The sequence below is a fragment of the Pseudomonas sp. SYWMCR5 genome, from assembly GCF_057197165.1.
Genome location: NZ_JBXUNH010000003.1, coordinates 359,853 through 373,166, shown reverse-complemented (window position 1 = coordinate 373,166; position 13,314 = coordinate 359,853). Strand labels below are relative to the sequence as shown.

Sequence of the window (13,314 nt, the reverse complement as noted above, 5' to 3'; positions counted from 1 at the left end):
TGCCCTTATGCCGCGTCGCGCCGAGCGCCGCTGCGGTAGTTGTCCACAGCCTCGATCAGTGCCTGGAGAATCGCCGCGCTGTCGCCAATCACCGACAGGTCGGCCCGTTTGATCATGTCGCAGCCGGGATCCATGTTGATCGCCACCACCTTGTCGCAGGCACCGATACCTTGCAGGTGCTGGATGGCCCCGGAGATCCCCACCGCCACGTAGACCCGCGCCGTGACCCAGGTACCGGTGGCACCGACCTGGCGGTTGCGCGGCATGAAGCCGTCGTCCACGGCGACCCGCGAGGCGCCCTCGGTTGCCCCCAGGGCCGCAGTTGCCCTGTGGAAAAGTGCCCAGTCCTTCACACCGTTGCCGCCGGAGACAATGAATTCGGCTTCGGCCATGGCGATGGCCGCCGGGTCTACCGCCACCGATCCGAGGTCTTCGATGCGCGACAGGCTGCGCGCCACGCCTGTGGACAACGTGACCGGCAGCGCTTCGTGACGGGTTTCGCTGACCGGCTCGGCGCATTCGGCGGCGGCCAGTATCAGGCGCGGCAGGCCGCGCTGCAGGTCCTGCTGGCCGGCGCCGGCACGGCCGATGCACTGGCCGTCCTTGATCTGCCAGACCCGCGTGGCCGGGCGCTCGCCGAGCGCTGCCCCCAGGCGCCGCCCCAGTTCGCCGCCACCAGTGCGGCTGTCAGGCAGCAACCAGTGCTGCGGCGCAAACTGGTTATCCACAGCCCGCAAGCCCTGGACAAGCTGCTCGGGCACATAGCCTTCGAATGCTTCGCCATCGATGACCAGCAGGCGATCGACACCGGCTGTGGAAAAGTGGCTTTCCTTGTGTTCGCCAAAGACGACCGCAAGCACTGCCCCCTCACTGCCGGCAAGGCTGCGGGCAAGGCCGAGCAGGTCGCGGTCGTGGCTGCCGAGGCGGCCACCGACCATGTCGGGCACCACGGCGATGTAGAACGCCGGATCCGCCACCTGATGCAAGGGCAATTGCACCTCGGCGGCTGCCGTGCGCCGACCGCCGATCGCCGTGCCCTGCTGGGCACCGCTGCGGTCGATACGCTTGAGGCCGCTGGGGCCGATGAAGCCGGCAGCGATGGCGTGGGGGTTCTTGCGAATCAGCCCGTTGGGGCCCATCCAGCGGGCCTGTTGCGTCTGCATCGCCGCGTGCAGCGGGTGCAGGCGGTTACGGGCAATCCACTCGGCGCGAGGATCGCGGCGGATGATGTCGCTCATCAGTGCACCTCCGCAGGTTCACGTTCTACCAGGTTCGATTTGCTCGCAGCGGCGGGCGTCTCGTCTTCGATCAGCAAATCGGCGACCAACTCGGCCAGGTCCTTGATCTGTGGGCGCGGCTCGACCACACCCTCAAGCATCGCCGTGCACTGTGGACAACCTACCGCCACCAGTTCGGCCTCGGTCTCGCGGATATCGTCCATGCGCATGTCGGGGATACGCTGCTTGCCCGGGATGTCGGTGATCGGCGCACCGCCGCCACCGCCACAGCAACGCGAACGGAAGCCCGAGCGCTGCATCTCGCGCACCTCGATGCCCAAGGCCTTGAGCACGTCGCGCGGGGCCTGGTACTCGCCGTTGTAGCGCCCCAGGTAGCACGGGTCGTGGTAGGTCACGCTACCGCCCTTGTGCTGGCCGAGGTTGAGCTTGTTGGCGGCGATCAGTTCGGCGATGTAGGTGCTGTGGTGCTGCACCTGGTACTCGCCGCCCAGGGCGCCGTATTCGTTCTTCAGCACATGGAAGCTGTGCGGATCGCAGGTGACGATGCGCTGGAAGCGGTATTGGCCCAGGGTCTGGATGTTGCGCCTGGCCAGGTGCTGGAAGGTCGCTTCATCGCCCAGGCGACGGGCCACATCACCGCTGTCGCGTTCTTCCAGGCCGAGCACGGCGAAGTCCACACCCGAGGCCTTGAGCACCTTGACGAAGGCACGCAGGGTGCGCTGGTTGCGCATGTCGAAGGCGCCGTCGCCGACCCAGAACAACACCTCGGTGCTCTTCACGTCCGACAGCAGTTTCAGGTTCAGGTCGGCGGCCCAGTTCATCCGCCCACCGGGGTTGAAGCCGCCGGGGTTGTCGGTGGCGATCAGGTTGTCGAGCACCTCGGCGCCCTTGTTCGGCGTCGCGCCCTTTTCCAGCGTGAGGTGGCGGCGCATGTCGACGATGGCATCGACGTGCTCGATCATCATCGGGCACTCCTCCACGCAAGCGCGGCAGGTGGTGCACGACCACAGCGTCTCGGCATCGACCAGGCCGTTGACGATCGGCTGGTGCGGATGACCGCCATGCTGACCAACCGGTTTACCGGGGTAAGGGCTGCCGGCAAAGGTCGCATCGGTGCCACCGGCCAGGCCGATGACCATGTCCTGGATGAGCTTTTTCGGGTTCAGCGGCTGGCCGGCGGCGAATGCCGGGCACATCGCCTCGCACTTGCCGCACTGCACGCAGGCGTCGAAGCCCAACAGCTGGTTCCAGGTGAAATCGACTGGTTTTTCCACACCCAGCGGCGCGTTCGGGTCTTCCAGGTCGAGCGGCTTGAGGCCAGTGGAGCGACCGCCGCCGAAACGCTCGGCACGGCGGTGCCAGGCCAGGTGCAGGGCACCGGCGAAGGCGTGCTTCATCGGCCCGCCCCAGGTCATGCCGAAGAACAGCTCCGACACACCCCACAGCACACCGAGGCCAAGAATGCCGACCATCACCCAGCCGCCGGTATTGGCCGGCAGGATGCCCGCCACCGGCAGGGTGGCGATGAAGAAGCTCGCGGCGAATACCAGCAGGCTTTTCGGCAGGCGCATCCACGGGCCCTTGGACAGGCGCGAAGGCGGATTCAGACGACGCTTGAAGACGAAGATCGCGCCGCTGAACATGATCACCGTAGCAACCAGCAGCGCGTAGCCAAGGATCTTGCTCTGCAGGCCGAAGCCATGCACCAGGATCGCCAACAGCGCCGACAGGACGAAGCCACCTGCAGTGGCCACGTGAGTCTTGGACATGTACTTGTCGCGCTCGACCACATGGTGCAGATCGACCAGGTAGCGCCGCGGCATGGCCAGCAGGCCGCCGAGCAGGTCGACCTTGCTCGGCCGCCCGCGCCGCCACATGCGCACCCGGCGCAGGGCGCCGAGCACCGCCAGGGCGAGTGCGGCGAACAGCAGGATGGGTAGAAGGGTGTTCAACATGGGAGGCTCCCACAACAGCGGTTGCAAGGGGTTCAGGCCCCTGGAATCCTGCACCGGCCCTGTGGGAGCGGGCTTGCCCGCGAATGCGCCAGGTCAGACACCCCTGTTGTTGGTGCTGACGCTTTCGCGGGCAAGCCCGCTCCCACGGGGGCCGGTGTGTGCCGACAGATCGATCAGAAATCCTTGCACAACCGCAAGGCGTCATAGATCGCCGCATGCACGTTGCGCTGGGCCACGCAGTCGCCGATGCGGTACAGCAGGTAGCCCTCGCCCGGCTGGCTGAGGATCGGCTGCGGCTGGATCGCGAACAGAGCGTCGATGTCGATTTGGCCCTTGTTGCGCGAACCCTCCTTGAGCCCGTAGTACAGCTCCTCGTCCGGGCGCACGCCGTTCTCGATCACCACCTGGTCGACCACACGCTCTTCCTTGGCCCCGGTGTATTCGTTCTCGAGCACCGCCACCAGCTTGTCGCCCTCGCGGTAGACCTTCTCCAGCATCATGTCCCCGGTCATGATCACTTCCTTGGGGTAGATGCTGCGGTAGTAGGTCGGGAAGGTCGTGCCGCCCATGGCCACGCCCGGCTTGATGTCGTCGGTGACGATCTCGACCTGGCTGCCCTTGTCGGCGATGAAATCAGCGGTGGACATGCCGGTGAATTCGCAGATGGTGTCGTACACCAGCACGTTCTTGCCCGGTGCGACCTTGCCGTCGAGCACGTCCCAGCTACTGACCACCAGCCCTTCGGCGGCGCCCCAGTGCTCGTTCTGCTCGATGAACGGATGACCGCCCACCGCCAGCACGATGATGTCCGGGCGCAGGTCCTGGATGGTCGCGATGTCTGCCGCCGTGCCCAGGCGCAGGTCGACCTTCAGGCGCGCGAACTCGAGTTGGTACCAGCGGGTGATGCCGGCGATCTGGTCGCGCTGCGGTGCCTTGGCGGCGATGGTGATCTGCCCGCCGATCTGCTCCTTCTTTTCGAACACGGTGACGTCATGGCCACGCTCGGCGGCCACCCGTGCGGCCTCCATGCCGGCCGGGCCGGCGCCGACCACCACCACCTTGCGTTTCGGCCCGGTGGACTTCTCGATGATGTGCGGCACGCCCATGTACTCACGGGACGTCGCGGCGTTCTGGATGCACAGCACGTCCAGGCCCTGGTACTGACGGTCGATGCAGTAGTTGGCACCGACGCACTGCTTGATCTGGTCGATCTGGCCCATCTTGATCTTGGCGATCAGGTGCGGGTCGGCCATGTGCGCACGGGTCATGCCGACCATGTCGACATAGCCGCCTTCGAGAATGCGCGTGGCCTGGTTCGGGTCCTTGATGTTCTGCGCGTGCAGCACCGGGACCTTGACCACTTCCTTGATGCCGGCCGCCAGGTGCAGGAACGGCTCCGGCGGGTAGCTCATGTTGGGAATGACGTTGGCCAGGGTGTTGTGGGTGTCGCAACCCGAGCCGACCACGCCGATGAAATCGATCATGCCGGTGGCGTCGTAGTAGGCGGCGATCTGCTTCATGTCCTCGTGGCTCAGGCCATCGGGGTGGAATTCGTCACCGCAGATGCGCATGCCCACGCAGAAGTCGTCGCCGACCTCGGCGCGTACCGCCTTGAGTACTTCCAGGCCGAACTTCATGCGGCCTTCGAAGCTGCCGCCCCATTCGTCGGTACGCTTGTTGACCCGAGGGCTCCAGAACTGGTCGATCATGTGCTGGTGCACCGCCGACAGCTCCACGCCGTCCAGTCCGCCTTCCTTCGCCCGGCGCGCGGCCTGGGCGTAATTGCCGATCACCCGCCAGATCTCCTCCACCTCGATGGTCTTGCAGGTGGCGCGGTGCACCGGCTCGCGGATGCCGGACGGCGACATCAGGGTCGGCCAGTGGAAACCGTCCCAGCGCGAGCGACGGCCCATGTGGGTAATCTGGATCATGATCTTGGCGCCATGCTTGTGCATGGCGTCGGCGAGGTTCTGGAAGTGCGGGATGATGCGGTCGGTGGACAGGTTCACCGAGGCCCACCATTGCTGCGGGCTGTCGATGGCAACCACCGACGAGCCGCCACAGATGGCCAGGCCGATGCCGCCCTTGGCCTTCTCTTCGTAATACTTCACGTAGCGCTCGGTGGTCATGCCGCCATCGGTGGCGTAGACCTCGGCGTGCGCGGTGCTGAGCACGCGGTTGCGGATGGTCAGCTTGCCGATCTGGATCGGCTGGAACATTGCTTCGAATGCCATGACGCTCTCTCCGGCTTACAACGGCTTTGTAACGAACAGGCCATCTTCGTGGCCTTCTTCAGAACCGCCATAGACCTGCTCCGCCACAGTGCGGATCGAGCTGCCACGGGCAGCGAGGATCTGGTCCATGGCACCGGCGAACCAGCCGGTGAACATGTAGTCGACCTTGCGGCCGCATTTGCCATACACGTAGACGAACGCCGAGTGCTTGAGCTTGACGCTGCACGTGCCTTTGTCGAGGTCGATGTCCTGGATCTCGAACAGGCCCCAGCCACGCTGGCTCAGGCGCTTCATGTAGTGCTCGAACACTGCCACGCCTTCCAGGCCATGGCACTCGGCTTCTTTTTCGCACCAGTGCCAGGCGGACTTGTAACCCGCCTTGTAGAGGATCTCGGCATAGGCGTCGGCGCCCAGCACTTCCTCGATGCCAATGTGGTTGTTGACGAAGAAATGCCGCGGTACATACAGCATCGGCAGGGCATCGGAGGTCCAGACACCGGTCTCGCTGTCGACTTCGATTGGCAATTGCGGGGCGATCTTGGCCATGGAAACTCAACTCCATAAAATTTTTTGTTTGGATGCCCCGGCGTTGCTGGCAAGGGCTTTCAGGCTCGGAGTGCGGCTTTATTCGCCCCACACATCCTTGAGAACGTTCACCCAGTTCTCGCCCATGATCTTGCGCACCACGCGTTCGGAATGGCCGCGCTTGAGCAGGGTCTCGGTGAGGTTGGGGAATTCGCCCACGGTGCGGATGCCCAGCGGGTTGATGATCTTGCCGAAGTTGGTCAGGCGACGGGCGTAGCCCTTGTCGTGGGTCAGGTACTCGAAGAATTCCTGGCCATGGCCCTGGGTGAAGTCGGTGCCGATACCGATGGCGTCTTCACCGACGATGTTCATGGTGTACTCGATGGCCTCGGCGTAGTCGTCGATGGTCGAGTCGATGCCCTTGGCCAGGAACGGCGCGAACATGGTCACGCCGACGAAGCCGCCGTGGTCGGCGATGAACTTCAGCTCGGCATCGGACTTGTTGCGCGGGTGCTCTTTCAGGCCCGACGGCAGGCAGTGGGAATAGCAGACCGGCTTTTTCGATTCGAGGATGACTTCCTCGGAAGTCTTGGAGCCCACGTGCGAGAGGTCGCACATGATGCCGACACGGTTCATCTCGGCGACGATCTCGCGGCCGAAGCCCGACAGGCCGCCGTCACGCTCGTAGCAACCGGTGCCGACCAGGTTCTGGGTGTTGTAGCACATCTGCACGATGCCCACGCCCAGCTGCTTGAACACGTCCACGTAGGCGATCTGGTCTTCGAACGCATGGGCGTTCTGGAAGCCGAAGAGGATACCGGTCTTGCCCAGCTCCTTGGCCTTGCGGATGTCGGCTGTGGTGCGCACCGGCATCACCAGGTCGCTGTTGTCGCGGATCAGTTTCTGGCTGGCGGCGATCTGGTCGACCGTGGCCTTGAACCCTTCCCAGACCGACACGGTGCAGTTGGCTGCGGTCAGGCCGCCTTTGCGCATGTCTTCGAACAGCTCGCGGTTCCACTTGGCGATGATCAGGCCATCGATGACGATGCTGTCGGCGTGTAATTCGGCTGGGCTCATCAGGCTGTCCCCTTTTGTCGAGTTGGGCGACGCCGAATCGTGTGCCGGCGCTTTGGGGCCAGCATATGCCTGCGGCCTGTGTCGCCCCGATGCAAAAACGACAGGGGGTTTGCCGAAAGCGTCAATGAGCGACATGGCAAGCTCTGGCGCGCTGCTGGGCAATGAGAGCGAGTCTCGACAAGAACCGTTCATGAACATTTTCTTTGCCCTCTACCACCCGGCTCTAGGCTGAGCGAGAATCTCGACGATTCGTCAGCCTGTTCAGGAGAAAACGGATGAAATCAAAGGCATGGCTGGTACTGCTGTTCGTGGCGCTGGGCGCCCAGGCCGCCGAAGAAGAAAGCACGCCCTGCGACAACGTCGAGACCGACCAGCAGACCTATGCGTGCGCGGCGTACAACAAGCAGACCGCCGAACGCGAACTGAAGGCCGCCTATGACGACCTGATCCAGCGCATCCGTGACCAGTACGCGGACGAAAACGACAAGGCCGTTGCGCTCAGCGGACGCATGGAGGCGGCCGAGAAGCTCTGGACCCAGTTGCGCGATGCCGACTGCAAGGTCGAGACCTATGCCGAGAAACCCGGCAGCAAGGCCTTTGAAGCGGCGTGGAATACCTGCGTGGCGCAGCGCAGCGATGAGCGGTCGGAGTATCTGCAGTCGGTGGGGCAGCAGTGATTCTGTAGTGAAATCTTCACCGGCTTGCCACGGCAGCAAATTGGCACACCACCGGGGATACGCACCGCTCAGGGGCAGGGACGCCCTATGGGGTCAGCGCCCCTATCGTCAGTTGTATAAATAGAAAAATATCAAGGCCCTCAACTTGTTGTACGCTCATATTCGTCGGCTTTCCGAATCGAATCATCGAGCTTTGAAAGACAACGGTGAAAAAGTAGGCCACCAGGAAAAAAAACACCATTCTTTATCGTTAGCCAAATGTTGACGCTTCATGACTCCGCAGCTTGTTGCTGCTTATGGCCTGGAGCATCACATGCAAGGCGTAATTATTTTACCCACCCAATATGTCTACCCCACGATTACAATCCCCGTAGTACTTCCCTCACTTTATCCATTCGGACTACCGCACTGGCCATACCCCTCTGGCGGACCGCACGACCCCGGTATGTTTCCTGTAATAACATCACCTTCAACACCCCCACCTCCGCCCCCACTACCAACTCCCTCTCAGTTGCTGGACGCCATCAAGAAAGAAAGCACTGAAAAATTTCAATTAGACAGTATTGTCCCTGCGACAACTGACGAAGTCGCAACACTGGTCGCCAACAGGTATGCAGGGGACGACAACGCCCAAATATACGCAATGGAGGACTTGGTAATACAAAAAAACGACGCACTACCCGCTCTAGACGCCCAGGTCCAGCAGCTACTCGGGTTTAATCCATCCTGGAGATCTACTGAAGCTGTGATGTCGAGCTATGAGCAAAGATATGGAAGCGTCGGCGACAACCCTGATCTTTTCGTTCAGCGAATAACTCAGAGTTACGTCTATGCCAGGGCCCGGGACTTCTCCGCCCTGCAGCTATATTACCTCTCGGAACAATTGAAGGGATCTACTACCGAGCAGGTGCGGGCTCGAGTTCAAACACGAGAATCTAAACGACGCGCGGTCGCATTAGCCGCGAAGGCCGAAGCCGAACGTATCGCCGCCGAAGCTGTTGCGAAGGCCGAAGCCGAACGTACTGCCGCCGAAGCTGCTGCACTACTCGCCAACACCTATTCTACCTCTGGCGCCACGGCTTCCATTCAAGCTGTGGTGCTGACAGCCGCAGGTGCTGTAGCAAGCAACACTGCAACATTTGCTTTGCGCTCTGTCATCAGCGCAGCAATCGGTGCGCTGGGAGGTTACGCAGCCACGGTAGCATCCGGTTTTACCGTCGGTGTTTCGGCCCTGCTTTATTCTCCCAAACTGGGCAATGGCGAATTGCCAGAACGCTATAGCTTGCAGACTCCATTATCAGATCTCATCCCCGAGGCGAATACGTCGCTGCCGCCCGTTGACGCCACGACCAGCGAGGCTGAAATACCCTACCGTTTCAGCTCGCGCACCGGTGCTGAAGGTTACTCAGAGATATTTGTCGTAAAAACAGACAGCAACGCCATCCCATCAAAAGTACGCGTGCTTTCCGCGTCATATGATACCCAGCGAAATATTTACATCGCGGTCACAACAGACTCGCCACCGCGCACCATGACATGGACCCCCATCGTCAATCCTGGTGACCCCTCAACCAGTCTGCCCAATGATCTCTCTCCACCGACGGTCTATACCGGCGCTGAACTGATGCCCATCGAGATCAGGATCGACAGCTATCCGGGAGTCGCTGACGCAAGCCTTGATGACTACATCATTGTTTTTCCTGCAGACTCAGGCTTGCCACCGATCTATACGATGTTCAGGGATCGGCGGGAAGACCCCGGTGTGGCGAGCGGGCAGGGCCCTCAGGTTGACGAAAACTGGTCCAAAGGCGCATCTATAGGTGAAGGTGCACCGATTCCCATGCAAATAGCCGACTCACTGCGAGGCAGGCATTTCGCAAACTGGAGAGCCATGAGGGAAGCCCTATGGAAGGCCGTGGGTAGTGACGAAATGCTTTCAAAACAATTCAGTACTGTAAACGTTTCCAGGATGAGACAAGGGCTGGCCCCTTTTGTACCTAAAAGAGACCGAGTGGGAGGACGCGGTGTAATTGAATTGCATCATAAAATCTCGATTTCGAGAGGTGGAGAGGTTTACAACGTTGAGAATATTTTCCTAACGACCCCCAGCCGCCATATAGAAATCCATAAAGGGGAATAAATATGAACAAACTCATTAGCGAAATAACAGAAAAACACTTTTTGGAATTTGTAAGAAAAATATACGCCGTTGACTATTCGTCCGACGAACAGCATCGCAGCGCTGTGTACGAGTTCGAACGGCTTTCAGAACATCCTGCTGGTTCAGATTTACTTTTTTATCCTGAAGATGGGAAAGATAGCCCGGAGCACATTGTGGCCGAAGTTAAGGCCTGGCGGGCTGCAAACGGCAAGCCAGGGTTTGCTCAGGATTAATGCATAAAACACCCTAATCGATTGACCACTGCTCAGAAGAAAATTGATCAGGGGTTTCGTAAAAAGGGCGGAGACTGATGCTTCAATATCACTGATGGCATCAGTCACACCGCCCTGGCCAACCTGTCCTCCCGCGGACAGCGTTCGAACCGCGCCCGATAACAGCGGGTGAAATACGACGCCGACTCGAACCCGCACGCCACACCCACTTCGAGCACGCTCATATCGGTCTGGCGCAGCAGTTGTCGGGCCTTGTCCAGCCTCAGCCGCAGGTAGAAGCCGCTGGGCGTGTCGTCCAGGTGCAGGCGAAACAGGCGCTCCAACTGACGGCGGGTCACCTGCACGGCATCGGCCAGCACCTGGGTGTTGAGCGGTTGCTCGGTATTGCGCTCCATCTCGCCGATCACCTTCACCAGCTTCTTGTTGCGAATGCCGTAGCGCGTGGCGATCTCCATGCGCTGGTGGTCCTGGCGCGGACGAATACGGCTGACCACGAACTGCTCCGACACCTGGATCGCCAGCTCGCTGCCGTGGGCCTGGGCGATCAGGTCGAGCATCAGATCGATGGACGCCGTCCCTCCCGCGCAGGTGATCCGCCGCCGGTCGATCTCGAACAGCTCCTGAGTCGCCTGCAGGCGCGGATAGCGCTCCTTGAACGCCTCCAGCGCCTCCCAGTGCAAGGTCGCGCGATAGCCGTCGAGCAGGCCCGCTTCGGCCAGCACCAGCGCACCGGTATCGATGCCGCCGAGCGTGCCGCCGTCATGCTCGACGCGCCGCAGCGCCTGTTGCAGCACAGGGCCATAGCAGGCCAGCGGCTCGAAGCCGGCGACAACCAGCAGCATCCCTCCCCGCTCGCTGTCAGACAGCGATTGGTCGGCATTGACCGACATGCCGTTGCTGGCCTGCACCGGGCCGCCGTCCAGGCTCAGCACCTGCCAGCGATACAGCGCTCCGCGAAAGCGATTGGCCACCCGCAAGGGCTCCACCGCACTGATGAAGCCCAACGCAGAAAATCCCGGCAAGAGGAGAAACTGGATCGTTTCCGGCATCGCTGACTCCTGGGAAGTGGGTGGTCGCTGCAGTGCAACTCTTGGTCGCCAGCGTGCGATTGCCCACTGTGCCATGGGCGTAACTTTTTTCCCACGGCCCGCAGAGGCCGGATCCCATAACAATACGCACTGCCGATGGAGAGCCACCATGCATCGCTTTATCCGCCGCAGCCTGTTGTCCCTCGCTCTCAGCACCACCGTGGTCACCCCGCTTTTCGCCGCCGAGCCCGCCGCCTGCAAGAACGTGCGCCTCGGTGTGGTCAACTGGACCGACGTCATCGCCACCAGCGCCATGGCCCAGGTCCTGCTCGACGGCCTGGGCTACCAGACCAAACAGACCAGCGCCTCGCAACAGATCATCTTCGCGGGCATCCGCGACAAGCGCCTGGACATGTTCCTCGGGTACTGGAACCCGATCATGACCCAGACCATCACCCCGTTCGTCGATGCCAAGCAGGTCAAGGTGCTCGACAAACCCAGCCTGGAAGACGCCCGCGCCACGCTCGCAGTACCCAAGTACCTGGCCGACAAGGGCCTGAAGAGCTTTGCCGACATCCACAAGTTCGAGAAGGAGTTGGGCGGCAAGATCTACGGCATCGAGCCCGGCTCGGGCGCCAACACCCAGATCAAGGCGATGATCGCCAGCAACAAGTTCGACCTGGGCAAGTTCCAGCTGGTCGAGTCGAGCGAGGCCGGCATGCTCGCCGCCGTCGATCGCGCCGTGCGCCGCAAGGAGGCCGTGGTGTTCTTCGGCTGGGCGCCGCACCCGATGAACGTGAACATCGACATGGTCTACCTGGGTGACAGCCAGGACGCCCTGGGCCCGGACGAAGGCCGTGCCACGGTCTGGACCGTGACCGCGCCCGACTACGCCGAACGCTGCCCCAACGCCAACCGCCTGCTGGCCAACCTGAAATTCAGCGCCGAGGACGAGAGCCGCATGATGCAGCCGCTGCTCGACCACAAGGACCCGCTGGAATCGGCACGCCAGTGGCTCAAGGACCACCCACAAGACAAGGCCCGCTGGCTTGAAGGCGTGACCACCTTCGACGGCAAGCCGGCGGCTGACAACCTCAAGCTCACCGCCAACTGACCCGGCCTCTTCGCGGGCAAGCCCGCTCCTACAGGTTATGCGCATGCCATGAGCTGTAGGAGCGGGCTTGCCCGCGAAAAGCCCAACACCGAACTCACAGAACAGACACGCCTGAAGGATTTACCCCATGAACCACGACGTCATCATCACCTGTGCCCTGACCGGAGCCGGCGACACTGTTGCCAAGAGCCACCTGGTCCCGGTCACCCCCAAGCAGATCGCCGAAGCCGCCGTCGAGGCCGCCAAGGCCGGCGCCACCGTGGTCCACTGCCACGTCCGTGACCCGCAGACCGGCCGCTTCAGCCGCGACGTCGCGCTGTACCGCGAAGTGATGGAACGCATCCGCGAATCCGACGTGGACGTGATCGTCAACCTGACCGCCGGCATGGGTGGCGACCTCGAGATCGGCCCGGGCGAGGCACCGATGGACTTCGGCGCCGGCACCGACCTGATTGGCCCGCTGGAGCGTCTGGCCCACGTCGAGGCACTGCTGCCCGAGATCTGCACCCTGGACTGCGGCACCCTCAACTTTGGCGACGGCAACTCGATCTATGTCTCCACCCCGGCGCAACTGCGCGCTGGCGCCAAACGCATCACCGAGCTGGGCGTGAAGGCGGAGCTGGAGATCTTCGACACCGGCCATCTGTGGTTCGCCAAGCAGATGATCAAGGAAGGCCTGCTCGACGATCCGCTGTTCCAGCTGTGCCTGGGCATCCCATGGGGGGCGCCGGCCGACACCACCACCATGAAGGCCATGGTCGACAACCTGCCGGCCAACGTCACCTGGGCAGGCTTCGGTATCGGCCGCATGCAGATGCCGATGGCCGCACAGGCGGTGCTGCTCGGCGGCAACGTACGCGTGGGCCTGGAAGACAACCTCTACCTCGACCGTGGCGTGCTGGCCAGCAACGGTCAACTGGTCGAACGCGCGGTGGAGATCATCTCGCGCCTCGGTGGCCGCGTGCTGACCCCGGCCGAAGGCCGCGAAAAAATGAATCTCAAGCGTCGCTGATCGCACTGCCCCCTGTAGGAGCGGGCTTGCCCGCGAAAAATACGGCGCGGTGCATGGCAC

At 62.2% G+C, this 13,314-nt stretch carries 11 protein-coding genes; 5 read left to right on the top strand and 6 right to left on the bottom strand.

The window, feature by feature from the left end; translation table 11 throughout:
* Positions 1 to 5 precede the first annotated feature (5 nt).
* The 5 genes from etfA to AC2CGW_RS12150 form a co-directional block, all read right to left on the bottom strand.
* A complete protein-coding gene (gene etfA, locus AC2CGW_RS12170; RefSeq protein WP_186711266.1) occupies positions 6 to 1,238 on the bottom strand; it encodes an electron transfer flavoprotein subunit alpha in 1,233 nt (410 codons plus the stop codon).
* Complete coding sequence (dgcB, locus tag AC2CGW_RS12165) at positions 1,238 to 3,193, bottom strand: dimethylglycine demethylation protein DgcB (RefSeq protein WP_484574086.1); 1,956 nt, start codon at positions 3,191 to 3,193, stop codon at positions 1,238 to 1,240. Before dgcB ends, etfA begins: the two co-directional genes overlap by 1 nt.
* A 173-nt stretch (positions 3,194 to 3,366) precedes the next feature.
* Positions 3,367 to 5,427: a dimethylglycine demethylation protein DgcA gene (gene dgcA, locus AC2CGW_RS12160; protein ID WP_054891725.1), complete on the bottom strand. Its 2,061-nt coding sequence runs from the start codon at positions 5,425 to 5,427 to the stop codon at positions 3,367 to 3,369.
* Positions 5,428 to 5,442: 15 nt separating this feature from the next.
* Complete coding sequence (locus AC2CGW_RS12155; RefSeq protein WP_054891724.1) at positions 5,443 to 5,973, bottom strand: DUF5943 domain-containing protein; 531 nt, start codon at positions 5,971 to 5,973, stop codon at positions 5,443 to 5,445.
* 78 nt (positions 5,974 to 6,051) lie between these two features.
* The gene (locus AC2CGW_RS12150; RefSeq protein ID WP_186667463.1) at positions 6,052 to 7,029 is read right to left on the bottom strand and encodes a dipeptidase; all 978 of its coding nucleotides are present in this window, start codon (positions 7,027 to 7,029) and stop codon (positions 6,052 to 6,054) included.
* Between the two features lie 275 nt (positions 7,030 to 7,304).
* Between AC2CGW_RS12150 and AC2CGW_RS12145 the strand changes: the two genes are divergently transcribed.
* The 3 genes from AC2CGW_RS12145 (at position 7,305) to AC2CGW_RS12135 (ending at position 10,100) form a co-directional block, all read left to right on the top strand.
* Positions 7,305 to 7,706 carry a lysozyme inhibitor LprI family protein gene (locus AC2CGW_RS12145; RefSeq protein WP_054891723.1) on the top strand — a complete coding sequence of 134 codons (402 nt, stop codon included), beginning with the start codon at positions 7,305 to 7,307 and terminating at the stop codon, positions 7,704 to 7,706.
* A gap of 511 nt (positions 7,707 to 8,217) precedes the next feature.
* Positions 8,218 to 9,846: an S-type pyocin domain-containing protein gene (locus AC2CGW_RS12140; protein WP_484574085.1), complete on the top strand. Its 1,629-nt coding sequence runs from the start codon at positions 8,218 to 8,220 to the stop codon at positions 9,844 to 9,846.
* A gap of 2 nt (positions 9,847 to 9,848) precedes the next feature.
* Positions 9,849 to 10,100, top strand: coding sequence for a bacteriocin immunity protein (locus tag AC2CGW_RS12135; RefSeq protein ID WP_484574084.1), 252 nt, complete (start codon positions 9,849 to 9,851; stop codon positions 10,098 to 10,100).
* 104 nt (positions 10,101 to 10,204) lie between these two features.
* Here AC2CGW_RS12135 and AC2CGW_RS12130 read toward each other — a convergent pair whose 3' ends face one another.
* Entirely contained in the window at positions 10,205 to 11,149 is a 945-nt protein-coding gene (locus AC2CGW_RS12130; RefSeq protein ID WP_186667462.1) for a GlxA family transcriptional regulator, read from the bottom strand.
* 148 nt (positions 11,150 to 11,297) lie between these two features.
* Here AC2CGW_RS12130 and choX point away from each other — a divergent pair, with 148 nt between their 5' ends.
* Both choX and cdhC read left to right on the top strand, forming a co-directional pair.
* Positions 11,298 to 12,242 carry a choline ABC transporter substrate-binding protein gene (gene choX, locus AC2CGW_RS12125; protein ID WP_186667461.1) on the top strand — a complete coding sequence of 315 codons (945 nt, stop codon included), beginning with the start codon at positions 11,298 to 11,300 and terminating at the stop codon, positions 12,240 to 12,242.
* Between the two features lie 127 nt (positions 12,243 to 12,369).
* Positions 12,370 to 13,254, top strand: a complete 885-nt coding sequence (gene cdhC / locus AC2CGW_RS12120; RefSeq protein ID WP_186667460.1) for a 3-dehydrocarnitine:acetyl-CoA trimethylamine transferase CdhC — start codon at positions 12,370 to 12,372, stop codon at positions 13,252 to 13,254.
* The last annotated feature ends 60 nt before the right edge of the window (positions 13,255 to 13,314 follow it).